Annotated in this window: 13 protein-coding genes; 9 read left to right on the top strand and 4 right to left on the bottom strand. The window is 71.3% G+C overall.

Annotated features, from left to right (window positions below):
• Positions 1–11 precede the first annotated feature (11 nt).
• Positions 12–1460 (bottom strand): hypothetical protein, encoded by a 1449-nt coding sequence (locus ASD35_RS11845; RefSeq protein WP_056875147.1) that lies wholly within the window; start codon positions 1458–1460, stop codon positions 12–14.
• 120 nt (positions 1461–1580) lie between these two features.
• Between ASD35_RS11845 and ASD35_RS11840 the strand changes: the two genes are divergently transcribed.
• The 3 genes from ASD35_RS11840 to ASD35_RS11830 all read left to right on the top strand — a co-directional run bounded on the left by ASD35_RS11840 (position 1581) and on the right by ASD35_RS11830 (position 5825).
• Entirely contained in the window at positions 1581–3473 is a 1893-nt protein-coding gene (locus ASD35_RS11840) for a winged helix-turn-helix domain-containing protein (protein ID WP_056875146.1), read from the top strand.
• Between the two features lie 140 nt (positions 3474–3613).
• Positions 3614–4543 (top strand): ABC transporter ATP-binding protein, encoded by a 930-nt coding sequence (locus ASD35_RS11835; protein ID WP_056875145.1) that lies wholly within the window; start codon positions 3614–3616, stop codon positions 4541–4543.
• Between the two features lie 10 nt (positions 4544–4553).
• The gene (locus ASD35_RS11830) at positions 4554–5825 is read left to right on the top strand and encodes an ABC transporter permease (RefSeq protein ID WP_056875144.1); all 1272 of its coding nucleotides are present in this window, start codon (positions 4554–4556) and stop codon (positions 5823–5825) included.
• A 3-nt stretch (positions 5826–5828) separates the two neighbouring features.
• Here ASD35_RS11830 and ASD35_RS11825 read toward each other — a convergent pair whose 3' ends face one another.
• Positions 5829–7091: a sorbosone dehydrogenase family protein gene (locus ASD35_RS11825; protein WP_235538324.1), complete on the bottom strand. Its 1263-nt coding sequence runs from the start codon at positions 7089–7091 to the stop codon at positions 5829–5831.
• 32 nt (positions 7092–7123) lie between these two features.
• Positions 7124–7504: a DUF2231 domain-containing protein gene (locus ASD35_RS11820; protein ID WP_056875142.1), complete on the bottom strand. Its 381-nt coding sequence runs from the start codon at positions 7502–7504 to the stop codon at positions 7124–7126.
• Between the two features lie 179 nt (positions 7505–7683).
• Here ASD35_RS11820 and ASD35_RS11815 point away from each other — a divergent pair, with 179 nt between their 5' ends.
• Both ASD35_RS11815 and ASD35_RS11810 read left to right on the top strand, forming a co-directional pair.
• The gene (locus ASD35_RS11815) at positions 7684–8430 is read left to right on the top strand and encodes a cytochrome c oxidase assembly protein (protein WP_056875420.1); all 747 of its coding nucleotides are present in this window, start codon (positions 7684–7686) and stop codon (positions 8428–8430) included.
• Entirely contained in the window at positions 8427–9089 is a 663-nt protein-coding gene (locus ASD35_RS11810) for a cytochrome b (RefSeq protein WP_157275510.1), read from the top strand. The genes ASD35_RS11815 and ASD35_RS11810 overlap by 4 nt, the downstream gene beginning before the upstream one ends.
• On the opposite strand, the gene ASD35_RS11805 is transcribed toward ASD35_RS11810, so the two are convergent.
• Entirely contained in the window at positions 9013–9654 is a 642-nt protein-coding gene (locus ASD35_RS11805; protein ID WP_056875140.1) for a c-type cytochrome, read from the bottom strand. The genes ASD35_RS11810 and ASD35_RS11805 overlap by 77 nt on opposite strands.
• 31 nt (positions 9655–9685) lie before the next feature.
• Here ASD35_RS11805 and ASD35_RS11800 point away from each other — a divergent pair, with 31 nt between their 5' ends.
• Genes ASD35_RS11800 through ASD35_RS11785 form a run of 4 tightly spaced genes read left to right on the top strand, consistent with a single transcriptional unit; the run spans position 9686 to position 13842 of the window.
• Complete coding sequence (locus ASD35_RS11800; RefSeq protein WP_235538323.1) at positions 9686–10036, top strand: cytochrome c family protein; 351 nt, start codon at positions 9686–9688, stop codon at positions 10034–10036.
• Positions 9999–10979, top strand: coding sequence for a cytochrome c oxidase subunit II (locus tag ASD35_RS11795; RefSeq protein WP_056875138.1), 981 nt, complete (start codon positions 9999–10001; stop codon positions 10977–10979). Before ASD35_RS11800 ends, ASD35_RS11795 begins: the two co-directional genes overlap by 38 nt.
• Entirely contained in the window at positions 10976–13573 is a 2598-nt protein-coding gene (locus tag ASD35_RS11790; protein ID WP_056875137.1) for a cbb3-type cytochrome c oxidase subunit I, read from the top strand. Before ASD35_RS11795 ends, ASD35_RS11790 begins: the two co-directional genes overlap by 4 nt.
• Positions 13570–13842, top strand: a complete 273-nt coding sequence (locus ASD35_RS11785) for a hypothetical protein (RefSeq protein ID WP_056875136.1) — start codon at positions 13570–13572, stop codon at positions 13840–13842. Before ASD35_RS11790 ends, ASD35_RS11785 begins: the two co-directional genes overlap by 4 nt.
• Positions 13843–13850: the final 8 nt, after the last annotated feature.

The raw sequence follows: 13850 nt of genomic DNA, 5'->3' as shown, positions 1-13850 counted from the left end.
GGAACAGGCTTTCACAGCTTGCGCAGGTAGGCCAGCAGCGCCGGGGTCTCGTCGTCGGTGAAGGGTCGGTCGACGACCGGCGGCGTCACGCCGGGCTGGGTGGTCAGCAGCGGCGCGGCGGGGTTTTGCACCTGCACGCGTTTGAAGAACTGCTTGTAGTGCTCCAGCATCTCCTCCAGCGTGGCGGCGGTGTTGTTGGAGAAGTAGGGCGCCGTCTGCGCGATGCCGCGCAGGCTGGGAATGTCCAGCTTCTGGATGTCGCCCGGCCCGCCGGCCGCCGGGTAGCCGGTGATCAGCAGCCGGCCCGGGTCCGACGTGGTGACGCGCGTCACGCAGGGCGGTTGCGGCGCGCCGCCGCCGCAGGCCGTGCCGGAGGGCGGCGTGCCGCTGTTGGTGATCTGGTAGGTGCGCACGTTGGCCATCTGGCTGGCGCTGCAGGGTGCGAACTGGAAGCGCGGCGGGTTCACCGTGTCCACCGGGCGCGGGCAGGCGGTGAGGATGTCGTGATAGCGCACCAGCAGCGTCGGCGTGCCGGCGATGCCCTGGCGGATGGGCGCGCTGCCGCTGGGGTGCGCGCCCAGGTTGCCGTGGCACTGCGCGCAGGCGCGGTTGAAGACCTGCTTGCCGAGCAGTTCCAGCGCGTTCAGCGGCGGGTCCGGGTCCGGCAACGGCGCGCTGGCCGCCATGGCGGCGGCCAGCCGCTTCACGCCCGGGCTGGAGAACATCGCGTTCTGGAACGCGGCCAGGTCGTCCAGGAAGGCCGGCTGCGCGTCCACCGTCGTGCCGGCGTGGCTGCGCAGCGCGCTCAGCGCCTGGGCCTGCAGCGTGTCGATGCGGCCGTCGAGCTGGTAGCCGCCGCTGGGGTTGGGCCCGCGCGGCCAGGCCGGCGCCTGGCCGTCGGGGCCGGTCAGGCGGGCGTCCAGGATGGACGGCACCGCGCGCCAGACGTCGGCCTGCGTCTCGGCGGTGGGCTGGGCCGCGGCGGGGCAGGGCACGGCGGCGCCGCAGTCCAGCAGCTTCACGTTGGCCGGCAGCGGCATCGTCACGCGCATCAGGCCGTTGACGGTCAGGTTGGTGAAGTCGCGCGCGGCCGCGCCGAGGACGCGGAAGTCGTTCGCATCGATGGGGCGGAAGAGCGGGTCGTCGACGCCCGTGGCCATCATCGTCGCCAGGCGCTGCTGCGCCTTCGCCGGGCTGAGCTGGAAGCGGTCGGCGGGCGAATGGCAGTCGGCGCAGGCGCGGCCGTTGCCGCCCAGGCCCAGCAGCTGGCGGTCGTTGAAGCCGGCCTTGCCGCGGCACAGCGCGCTGGGCTGGGAGGCGGCCAGCGCCGCCGTGTCGGTCAGCGCGCAGCCGTCTTCGTCCAGCGCGGCGGTGTGAGGTTCGCCGCCGCCACCGCAGGCGGACATGGCCAGGGCCACGGCCAGCAGCGTGTTGAGCCACGCGGGATGGGTGAGGTTCATGGGGGGTGTCCTTGCAGGCTCGGTCGCAGGGCGCGACCCGGCACGCACAATGGCCCGCACCCCGGCGCGCCGTCTTGAACGGTGCCTGAAAAATCCCTGAAACCTCTGTGAAACCGCGCCATGCCCGCGCCTGAACGCCTCGCCTTCGGCGACTTCGTGTTGCAGCGCTCGCAGCAACGCGTGCTGCTGCGCGACGGCAGCGAGCTGGGCCTGACGCCGCGGCTCTTCGGCGCGCTGCAGCTGTTCGTCGACCACCCCGACACGCTGCTGGACAAGGACCGGCTGATGCAGGCGCTCTGGCCCGGGCTGGTGGTGGAGGAGAACAACCTCAGCCAGACCATCTCGGCCCTGCGCCGCGCGCTGGGCGACGAGCCGGCTGGGCGGCGCTACATCCAGACGGTGGCGCGGCGCGGCTACCGCTTCATCGCGCCGGTGACCGCGCTCGACGATGCCGAGCCACCGCCCGCCGCCATGCCGGCGGTGGCGGAGCCCGTCGACCGGCCCAGCCGGCGCCTGGCACTGGCCGGTGCCGCGGTGGCTGCCGCGGCCGCGCTGGCCGCAGCCGCGTTCTGGCGCGCCGGCAGCGGCCCGCCCGCGCGTGCCACGCTGGCCGTGCTGCCCTTCAAGCCGCTGGCCGCCGACAGCCGCGACGAGCTGCTGGAGCTGGGCATGGCCGACAGCCTCATCACGCGGCTGTCGCTGGTGCCCGGGCTGGTGGTGCGCTCGGTCGCCTCCGTGCGGCGCTACGCCGGCAACGAGCAGGACCCGGTGCGCGCCGCGCGCGACCTGGACGTGGACTGGATCGTCGACGGCTCGCTGCAGCGGCGCGGCGACCAGCTGCGCGTCAACGCCCGGCTGCTGCGCGCCAGCGACGGCAGCGCCAGCTGGAGCGACAGCTTCGATGCGCAGTTCACCGGCGTGTTCGACATGCAGGACCAGATCTCCGCCCGCGTGCTGCAGGCGCTGGCGCCGCGCCTGCGGGCGGCCGGCGTGGCGCAGGGGCTGCCCGACAAGCCGCTCGGCGGCACGCGCAGCACCCAGGCCTACGAGCTCTACCTGGCCGCCACGCGGCACGCGCAGCCGCGCCGCGGCGACAGCCTGCGCAAGAGCATCACGCTGTTCCGCGAGGCGCTGGCCGTCGACCCCGGCTATGCGATGGCCCATGTCGGCCTGGCCGAGGCGCTGCGCGAGACGCTGCTGGCCGCCGACGCCGCGCCGGCCGACGTGTTCGAGCCCGCGCGGCAGGCCGTGGCGCGCGCGCTGGCGCTGGCGCCCGACCTGGCCGAGGCGCTGGCCGAGCAGGGCTTCAGCCGCTACTACTTCGACTTCGACTGGCCGGGTGCCGAGCAGGGCTTTCGGCGCGCGCTGGCCGTCAACCCCAATGTGGCGATGGCCCACTTCGGCTTGGCGCAGTTGCTGCTGACGCAGGACCGGCCCGACGAAGGCATGCGACACCTGCGGCTGGCGCGGGAGCTGGACCCGATGTCAGCCTTCCTCAACGCGCTGGAGGCCGGCTACCTGCTCGCGCGCGGCGAGCGCGACGCGGCCCGCCTGCGGCTGCAGCGCGCGCTGGACATCGCGCCCGACTTCTACCTGGCGCACCGCACCCAGGCGCTGCTGCACCTGGCCGACGGCCGCAACGACCTGGCGCTGACCGAGTTGCGCCAGATGGCGGCCGGGGCCGGCGGCAACAGCCGGCCGCAAGCGCTGCTGGGTATGCACCTGGCGCGGCTGGGCCACATGGCCGAGGCACGCGACATCCTGGACCGGCTGCTGCAGCGCGCGAGCCGAGGCTATGTGCCGCCCATCTCGCTGGCCGTGCTGCATGCCGCTTTGGGCGAAACGGCGCTGGCACTCGACGCACTGGAGCGCGCCCATGCGGCGCATGACACGCAGCTGGTGTTCCTGAAGGACGACCCGCGCTGGGCGCCGCTGCGCGGGCAGCCGCGCTTCGTCGCGCTGCTGCGCCAGCTGAAGCTGGACCGCTACGGACCGGGGTTGTCGCCGACCTGAGCGACTGCGGCCGTGCGCCGCAGCGTTTGGCGCGCCCTGCCGTTCATTCACGCCCGACCCTTGCCGTTCGTCGCAACGCAGGCCCGGCCCTCCCGGGGCATTGCCTAGCATGGCGCCCATTCGAAATCCGGGAGGCGGCAATGAAGCAAGACGTGTTGGTGGCGCAGGGCCTGCGCAAGGCCTATGGCGATCGGGTGGCCGTGCACGAGGTGGGCCTCTCGTTGAAGGCCGGCGAGGTGCTGGGCCTGCTCGGCCCCAATGGCGCCGGCAAGTCGACGACGGTCGGCATGATCTGCGGCCTGACGGTGCCTGATGCGGGTACGGTGACGCTGGCCGGCGGCCTGAGCTTGGGCAATGACGAAGCCGGCTACAAGCGCCGCATCGGCCTGGTGCCGCAGGACATCGCCTTGTACGAGGAGCTGCCGGCGCGCATGAACATCGAGCTGTTCGGTGCGCTGTACGGCATGGCGCCCGAGGTGCTGAAGCGCCGCGCCGACGAGGTGCTGGCCATGGTCGGACTGTCGGATCGCGCCGCGGACAAGCCGGCCACCTTCTCCGGCGGCATGAAGCGGCGCCTGAACATCGCCTGCGCGCTGGTGCATGACCCCGAGGTCATCCTGCTCGACGAGCCGACCGCCGGCGTCGACCCGCAAAGCCGCAACGCCATCTTCGACAACCTCGAGACGCTCAAGGCCGCGGGCAAGGCGCTGATCTACACGACGCACTACATGGAAGAGGCCGAGCGCCTGGCCGACCGCATCGTCATCGTCGACCACGGCCGTGTCGTCGCCAGCGGCACGCAAGCGGAACTGTTCGCGCTGCTGCCCGCGGCGCAGCTGCTGCAGCTCGAACTCGACGGCGAACCGGACGACGTGGCGCTGCAAGGCTTGACGGGCATGAAGCGCGTCGGCCAGCGGCTGGAGATCGGCGTGGCCGATCTCGCGCGTGACACCGGCGGCGTGCTGGCCGCACTGGCGCAGCGCGGCGTGAAGGTGCGGGGCCTCGCCACGGCTCGCGCCACGCTCGAAGACGTCTTCCTCCAACTCACCGGCCGCGCCCTGCGCGATTGAGGTCAACGACATGCAAGCCTTGCTCGCCCTCGTCCGTGCAGAACTCAAGCTGCACTTCTCCAACCGCCGCGCGGTGCTGATGAGCATCGTCGCGCCCATCCTCATCGCCGCCTTCTTCGGCAGCCTGTTCGGCACCGGCAGCAGGATGGCCGGCATCGCCGTCGGCGTGGTCGACCTGGACGGCAGCCCGCTGTCGCAGCGGGTCGTCGCGGCGCTGCAGGCCGACACCTCGCTGAAGACCACCGTCACCGGCGAGGCCGATGCGCTGGCGCAGGTGCGCGCCGGCAAGCTGCGCGCGGTCGCGGTGCTGCCCAGGGGGCTGGGCCAGCAAGCCGGCGGCGCGATGTTCGGCACCGGCGACAAGCCGGAGATCGTGCTGCACTACGACCCCTCGCAGGCCAGCGCGCTGGCCGTCGTGCGCGGCCTGCTGGCGCAGACGCTGATGCAGGAGGTCAGCCGCGCCGCGCTCAGCCCCGCGGGCCTCACCGACCTGCAGCGGCAGGTGCGCGCCGCCAGCATGCCCGAGGGCGAGCGCGACGACCTCGCCAGGATGTTCGACGCCATCGGCAAGGTGCAGGGACACGAAGCCGCTGCATCCGCGCCCCAGGGCGCAGGGTTGTCGCTGCCTTACACGACACGCGAGCTCGAGGCCGTGCAGTCCACAGCCAACGCGGCGCCCGTGGCCTACAACAGCTATGCCCATTCATTCGCCGGCATGGGCGTGCAGTTCATCCTGATGAGCGGCATCGACATGGCCGTGGGCCTGCTGCTGATGCGCCGCCTGGGTTTGTGGAAGCGCCTGCGCGCCGCGCCGCTGTCGCGCACGCAGCTGCTGGGCAGCCGCGTGCTGGCCAGCGCGCTGATCTCGCTGATCGTCTTCGCCGTCATCTACGCCGTGGCCATTGCCGGCTTCGGCGTGCGCGTGCTGGGCAGCGTGGCGGGCTTCGGCCTGGTGCTCGTGTGCTTCTCGCTGCTGACGGCCAGCTTCGGCCTGCTGGTCGCGGCGCTGGGCCGCACGCCCGAGGCCACGCGCGGCCTGGCCATCCTCGCGACGCTGTTGATGGTCATGCTGGGCGGCGCCTGGGTGCCGGCCTTCCTGTTCCCCGAGTGGCTGCAGGCGGCGTCGCTCGCCGTGCCGACCCGTTGGGCCGTCGACGCGCTGGACGCGATGACCTGGCGCGGCCTGGGCTTCGGCGACGCGGTGCTGCCCAGCCTCGTGATGCTGGGCTTCACCGCGGCGTTCATGGCGCTGGCGGTGTGGCGCTTCCGCTGGGAGGAGTGAGCCTCACCGCGCCGGCGTCACGCGCCAGACGGTGTTCGACAGGTCGTCCGCGACGATGACCGCGCCCTTGGGGTCCACCGTCACGCCGACCGGGCGGCCCATGGTCTTGCCGTCGGCCTGGAAGCCGGTGACGAAGTCCAGCGGCGCGCCGTTGGGGCGGCCGCCCGAGAACGGCACGAAGATGACCTTGTAGCCGACCGGCTGCTTGCGGTTCCAGCTGCCATGCAGGCCGATGAAGGCGCCCTCGGCGAACGGTGCGGCCAACCCCGGCTGCGCGAACGACAGCCCCAGCGGCGCCGAATGCGACTGCAGCGCGTAGTCCGGCCGCACCGTGGCTTGCACCTTCTGGTCGTCCTGGGGCTGCACGCGGCGGTCGGCGTTGGGGCCCCAGTACGCGTAGGGCCAGCCGTAGAAGGCGCCTTCGCGCACCGACGTCAGATAGTCCGGCACCAGGTCGGGGCCGAGCTCGTCGCGCTCGTTGACCACGACCCAGAGCTGCTTGCTGCCGGGCTCGAAGGCGAGTGCCGTGGGGTTGCGGATGCCGGTGGCGAAGGGCCGCGTGGCGCCGGTGGCGACATCGACCTGCCAGACCATGGCGCGGCTCTCCTCGACCGCCAGGCCGCGCTCGCCGATGTTGCTGTTGGAGCCGATGCCCACGTAGAGGTGGCGGCCCTCGGCATCGGCCGTCAGCGACTTGGTCCAGTGGTGGTTGATCGCCGATGGCAATTTCGCCACCGTCACCGGCGCCGCAGCGGCCTTGGTCTGGCCGGCCACGTAGTCGAGCCGCACGAGCGCGTCCTGGTTGGCGATGTAGAGCTTGTCGCCGATGAGGGCCAGGCCGTAGGGCGCATTGAGGTTCTCGGCGAACACCCAGCGGCCTTCATAGCTCCCATCGCCGTCCGCGTCGCGCAGCAGCGTCAGGCGGTTGCCTCCCTTGACGGGCGTGGTGCCCTTGGCCTTGATGAGGCCGGCGAGGTAGTCCTTGGGTGTCAGCACGGGCGCGCCGCCGCCCTTGCCTTCGGCCACGAGGATGTCGCCGTTGGGCAGCACCAGCGTCTGGCGCGGGATCTTCAGGTCGGTGGCGATGGCCTGGATCTTCCAGCCCTGCGGCACCGTGGGGCGCCGCTCGCCCCAGCCCGTGGGCTCGGCGATGCGCATGTCGGGCAGCAGCCCGCGCTCCGGCGGTGGCAGCTCGGGGTTGGCGCCGTGTTGCCCGCTGCCCTGCGCCGTTGCGGCGATGGCCCAGGTCAGTGCGGCGCCAAGCATGGCAACCGCGGCGACGCGCAAGCCCCGCGCCTTCATGCCGCACCCCGGCGCCAGCCGGCCAGGCCGACCGCGCTGGCGGCCGCCGCCAGCGCCGCCACCACGGCCGACAGCACCAGGCCGGTCGGCATCGCGGCCCAGCCGTCGCGGGCGTGAACCAGTGCGTTGACGAAGCCGATCACGCAAGTGGCCAGCAGCAACAGCAGGTAGACCGTGCCGCGGCGACGGCGTTCGGCGCCGCGCAGCACATCCACGATGCCCCACAGCAGTGCCAGGCCCGCGACGAGCAGGCCGCCGGCGATCAACCACGAGGAGAAGTTGGCCCACTGCAGCTGAAAGCTGCTGGTGTAGGCCCAGTCGCTGAGCAGCGCGCCGATGAAGAGCGGCAGTGCGGAGAACGCGATGACGGCATGCATTGGCCGGCTACGGCAATCGCGATGCCACCCGTCGGGCGGGAACCGCTTTTGCCGATGCAGGAGCCGTCGGCCACGGCGACCGGATGTTCGGGCGCTGCCGTAAAAATTGCTGCAAACACGGGCGACGGTGCGCCGCAGCGCGAACCCAATGACGGGATGCACGCGAAATGAAGCTGGCCATGGATGAGCCGACAAGGTGGATCCCGTACTGCGGCGAGGCGCCCGGCCCGGACGTGTGGCTGGGCCGCTGGAACCTCGACCCGGTGCTCGGCGTGGCCCTCGTGCTGCTGGCGCTGGTGTTGTGGCGCGAGCGGGCGCGTGCGGCGCCGGGCCGGCATCGCAGTCTGTGCGCCGCCTGGGCCTTGACGGTGCTGCTCTACGTGTCGCCGCTGTGCGCGCTGAGCTCGGCGTTCTTCACGGTGCGGGTGGTCCATCACATCGCACTGGTGCTGGTGATGGCACCGTTGCTGGCGCATGGCCTGGAACCTGGGCTGCGCCGCCTGCCCACGCCGCTGTGGACCTGCACCGCCCTCGCCGCCGCGACGTTCTGGACCTGGCATGCGCCCGCGCCCTATGCGGCGGCGTTGTCGTCGGTGCCGGTCTATGCGCTGATGCAGTTCACGCTGCTGGCCAGTGCGACCGCCTTCTGGCTCGCGGTGCGGCGCGCCGCACCGGCGGCGGCGCTGGGCGCCCTCCTGGCCACCACGGTGCAGATGGGGCTGCTGGGCGCGCTGATTACCTTTGCCGCGCGGCCGCTGTATGCGCCGCATATCGCATCGACGCTGCCGTGGGGCGTCGCACCGCTGGACGACCAGCAGCTGGCCGGCGTCACGATGTGGGCGCCGGGCAGCATCGCCTACCTGGCCGCGGCGATGTGGGTCGGCTGGCGCTGGATGCGCGCCGGCGTGCGCACCGTATCGGCATGAACCTCATCACGGCCATCGAATGGGCCGAGGGCTACAACCGGCGCGGCCTGTACTCGCCGATCGGCGTCACCTTCCACTGGGTGATGGCCGCGCTGGTGATCTTCCAGCTGGGCTATGGCTGGTACCTGGGCTGGCAACCGGTCGGCGGCGACAAGTACGTCGGCTACCAGACCCACACGCAGATCGGCCTGACGATCATGATGCTGGGCACGCTGCGCTTCCTGTGGCGCAGCCAGATCGCCGGCCCGCAGAACGTCGACGAGGACTCGCTCGCAGGCCGCGCCAGCCGTGTGCTGCAGGCGTGGTTCTACTTCAGCTTCTTCGCGCTGCCGATCAGCGGCTGGGTCATGTGGTCCACGCTGCCCAGCGACCTGCCGCTGTCCATCGCGGGCGTCATCCCATTCCCCAACCTGCCGTTCCATCAGCTGTCCGAAGGCCTGCAGCAGCGCCTGATGCAATGGGCCGCGAAGGCGCACTTCTGGATCGTCTGGATCACGGTGCTGGCCATTCCCGGCCATGCCGGCGCGGCCGTGCTGCACTACCTCGTCAAGCGCGACCGCGTGCTGCCTTCGATGTTCGACCTCAACGGGCCGCAGCAGCCGGGCGTGCTGGGATCTGCGCCAGATAAAGGCCCAGTTGATGAACCTCCTCCGGCCTGAGCTGCTGCGCCACCTTCAACATCACATGGTTGCCGTCATTGCGCCGCTTGGCCACCTGCCAGTCCTGCAGCTGCTGGGTCAGGTAGAACGCCGGCTGGGCGTTCAGCGGCGGCCCGCTCTGGGTGCCAGCGCCCGCCACACCATGGCACTGCTGGCAGGCCTTGGCATACAGCGCCGGGGTGGCTGCGGCGACGGCCTCGCCGGTGGCCGGCGGCAGGGCCTGCGCCGGCAGCGCGGCGTAGTAGTCGGCCACGCGCACGCGTTCGGCGCTGTCGAGGAAGCGCGCCACGTCGCGCATCACCTCGTGCGCCCGCAGGCCGGCGGCGTAGTCCTCCAGCTGCTTTTGCAGATAGCCGCGCGGCAGGCCGGCCAGGCGCGGCGCGTCGAAGCCGTTGCCCTCGCCGCGCGCACCGTGGCAGGTCGCGCAGGCATAGCGCGCACCGCCTTCGCCGCCGCTCATCGCGATGAGCTCGCCGCCGCGGCCCCAGCGGTCGTCACTGGGGCTCATGCGGTCGGTGCAGGCCGGGGCCAGCAGCGTGAGGACGAGAAGAGGCAGGTGGCGCATGGCGGGTGAATCATGGTCCCTGGCAAGCCTCGTGCTCGCCTGTGCCTTCCTCGTCGCATGCGATGGCCCGCCCGATCGCACGCCGACGGTGGGCGACGCCGACAAAGCACGTGGCCGGCAGCTCGTGGCCGACAAGGGCTGCGTCGCCTGCCACACCTTCCCCGACGTGAAGTGGCCGCGCGGCGGGCTGGGCCCGACGCTGGACGGCTTCGGGCGTCAGGGCCTGATCGCAGGGCAGTTGCCGAACCAGCCCGGCGTGTTGATGCAGTTCGTCCGCAATGCACCCGCCATGGTGCCCGGCACGGCCATGCCGGCCATTCCCATGTCAGACCAGGAAGCCCGTGATGTCACCGCCTACCTCCTCGCGCTCAAGCCTCGCTGAGGCCTTGAGCGGCTGGCCGCCGCCGGTGCTGGACCCGCACGGCCCGTTCTCCAACACGGTCACCACGCTGGCCTGGGGGCTGATCGCGCTGATGACGCTGATCTTCATCGGCGTGTGCGCGGCGATGTGGGTGGCGCTGTACGGCAGCGACGGGCTGCGCGCCAAGCTCGGCGGCGAGCGGGTCGTCAAGTGGTTCGGGCTCATCATCCCGGCCGGCGTGCTCCTGCTGCTGCTGGCCTGGGGGCTGACGCTGGCGGCCGGGATGACGACGGTCAAGGGCGACGAGCTGCGCATGCGCGTGTCCGGCAACATCTATTGGTGGCGTGTGTCCTACCTCGATGCGGCAGGCAAGGAGATGCTGGCCGACGCCAACGAGCTGCACATCCCGGTCGGCCGCCCCGTCGTCGTCGACATGGTGTCGGAGGACGTGATCCACAGCTTCTGGGTGCCCAAGCTCGGCGGCAAGATGGACATGATCCCGGGGCGCACCAACCAGCTCAAGCTGCAGGCCGACAAGGCAGGCGTCTACGGCGGCCAATGCGCGGAGTTCTGCGGCGGCGCGCATGCGCTGATGGGCTTCGTCGTCGTGGCGCATGAGCCGGCCGACTGGCAGCGCTGGCTGGACTCGCGCTTGAAGCCAGTGACGAACACGCCCCTCAGCGTCGAGGCGCTGCGCGGCAAGCAGCTCTTCAACGAGGTCGGCTGCGCGGCCTGCCACCGCGTCGCCGGCACCCAGGCGCAAGGCCTCTCCGGCCCCGACCTGACCTTCGTCGGGTCGCGCCGCTCGCTCGGCGCCGGCATCCTGCCCAACACCCGCGCCACGCTGATCGGCTGGATCGGCGACAGCCAGTCCATCAAGCCGAACAACCGCATGCCCGCCTACCGCTCGCTGAAGGCCGACGAGCTGAACGCGCTGGCGGCCTACATGGAATCGCTCAAGTGACGCGAGCCGCTGCCCCGGGTGTGGAGGGTGCCATCCGCGACGCCGCGGCCGAGCCGTCCGAGACCGGCTTCGACGCCAGGCGCTATGCGCGCTTCCCGACCCAGGGCGGCCGGCCGGCGGGCGAGTTCGAGGCGCTGCAGAAGGTCTGGGAAACACCGACCGGCTGGCGCGCCTTGAGCGCCGTCAACAACAACTTCATCGGCTTCCTGTTCATCGCCACGGCGTTCGGCTTCTTCATCGCCGCGGGCGTGCTGTCGCTGGTGATGCGAGTGCAGCTGGCCGCGCCGCTGGCTGCCGTCGTGCCGCAGGAGACCTACAACCAGCTGTTCACCATGCACGGCTCGGTGATGATGTTCCTGTTCGCCGTGCCGGCCGTCGAGGCGGTCGCCGTGCTGCTGCTGCCGCAGATGCTGGCGGCGCGCGACCTGCCGTTCCCGCGGCTGTCGGCGTACTCGTACTGGGCCTATGCCATCGGTGGCGTGGTCTTCTTCGGCTCGATCTTCTTCAGCCTGGCGCCGTCCAGCGGCTGGTTCATGTACCCGCCGCTCAGCTCGGGTGTCTACGCCAAGGGCATCAACGCCGACTTCTGGCTGCTGGGCATAGGCTTCATCGAGATATCGGCCATCGCCGGCGCCATCGAGCTCATCGTCGGCGTGCTGCGCACGCGCGCGCCGGGCATGACGCTGGCGAAGATGCCGGTCTACGCCTGGGCCATCCTGATCTTCGGCGTCATGATCATCCTGGCCTTCCCGGCCATGATCATGGTGACCTTCCTGCTGGAGCTGGAGCGCGCCTTCAACTGGCCGCTGTTCGACGCCACGCGCGGCGGCGACCCGCTGCTGTACCAGCACCTGTTCTGGTTCTTCGGCCACCCCGACGTCTACATCATCTTCATCCCGGCCTCGGCCATGGTGTCGACCATGGTCGTCACGGTGGCCCAGAAGAAGCTGGTCGGCCACGAGCTGGTGGTGCTGGCGATGATCGCCACCGGCTTCATCAGCTTCGGCGTGTGGGCGCACCACATGTTCACGGTGGGCCTGCCGGGCTTGTCGGCCGGCTACTTCTCGGCGGCGTCGATGGCGGTGGCCATTCCGGCCGGCGCCCAGGTGTTCGCTTGGATCTGCACGCTCGCCTCGGGCAATGTGCAGCGCAACGTGCCCTCGCTGTTTCTCGTCGGCGGCATCCTGATCTTCGTGATGGGCGGCCTGACCGGTGTGATGGTGGGCATGGTGGCCTTCGACGGCCAGGCGCACGACACCTACTTCGTCGTCGCGCATTTCCACTACGTGCTGATCGGCGGCATGCTGTTCCCGCTGTTCGCCGGCTTCTACTACTGGACGCCGATGATCAACGGCCGCCAGCTGTCCGAGCGGCTCGGGCGCTGGGTGTTCTGGCTGTCCTTCATCGGCGTGCACGTTTGCTTCCTGCCCATGCACCTGAGCGGGCTGATGGGCATGCCGCGGCGCGTCAACACCTACCTGCCTGACCGGGCCTGGGATCTGCCCAACATCGTCTCGACCGTGGGCGCCTTCACCATGGCGGCGGGTGCGCTGCTGTTCCTGATCGATGCGATCCGCTGCTACGCGCGCAGCGGCAGTGGCGGCGAGGCGCGCAACGTGTTTGGCGGCGGTACGCTGGAGTGGCTGTCGGCGGGCAACTACGGCGTGCGCTCCATCCCGGTGGTGAACGACCTCGAACCGCTGTGGACCGACCCCGGGCTGGCCGACGACGTCGAGGCCGGACGCTACTTCCTGCCGAACACCGCCACCGGCGAGCGCGAGACGCTCATCACCAGCCCCTCGCGCGCCGAGCCGCAGTACGTGCAGATCATGCCCGGGCCGTCCTGGTGGCCGCTGCTGTCGGCGCTGTTCACGGCGGGCTTCTTCCTGCTGCTGACGGTCAAGGCCATGGCGCTGAGCGCCGTCTGCGGCGTGCTGACGGTGTTCTGCCTGATGCGCTGGGTCTGGGGCAACGACCGCCACATCGCGCAGCAGCAGGTCGACGCCGGCGGCGGCATCCTGCTGCCGACCTATGTGGCCGGGCCCACCTCGCACGGCTGGTGGGCCGCGGTGCTGCTGGACATCGTGCTGGGCATGATCTTCCTGATGGCGATGTTCGCCTACCTGTACCTGTACGGCGCCCATCCCGATTGGTGGCGGCTCGAAGCGCCGCGCGGTGCGCTGCTGCCGGGCCTGTTGCTGCTGGGTGCGGCGGCGGGCCTGGCCTATGCGGCCCGGCCGTTGATGGCGAAGCTCCGGCGCGGCAGCGGGGCCAGCGCCGTGGCGATGGCGCTGAGCATGGCGTGCCTCGCCGCGGCGCTGGGGGTGGACCTGCGCGACTGGTGGGACGCCGGGCTGCGCGGGGATGCCAGCGGCCAGGGCGCCGCGATCTACGCCATGCTGGCCTGGCACGGCAGCGTCGTGGCGGCTGTGGTGCTGTCGGCCGTCTACTACGTGCTGCGCTGGATGCGCGGCCTGGCGCCCGGCCCGGCCAACAAGACACTGGAGGCGCTGCGCCTGTTGTTCATCTACGCCGCGCTGGAAGGCGCCGCCGGCCTGCTGTTGCCGCGCCTGCTGCCCTGGGGCGGGGCATGAAGCCGCCCTGGCGGCCGATCGTCACGGCCTTCTCGATCTGGTTCGCGCACTTCATGGCGTGCTGGGCGGCGGGCGAAATCTGGCCGCACCAATGGCACGCCAATGTGCTGGCCTGGGGCGCCACGGCCGCTGCGTCGATGGCCCTGGGTGTGCAGTTCATGCGCGTCAAGGCCAGGCCCTGCCGCCTTGCGCAGGGCGCGATCGCGATCGCCACGGCCGCGGTGCTGTTCGGCGCGCTGCCTTCGGTCGTCTTTGTGCCTGCTGGCTGATCGGGCTG

This window comes from Pelomonas sp. Root1444, from assembly GCF_001426885.1.
In the GTDB taxonomy this organism is placed as follows: Bacteria; Pseudomonadota; Gammaproteobacteria; order Burkholderiales; family Burkholderiaceae_C; genus Pelomonas.
The sequence above is the reverse complement of the archived record's forward strand: the minus strand, read 5'-3'. Positions and strand labels throughout refer to the sequence as shown.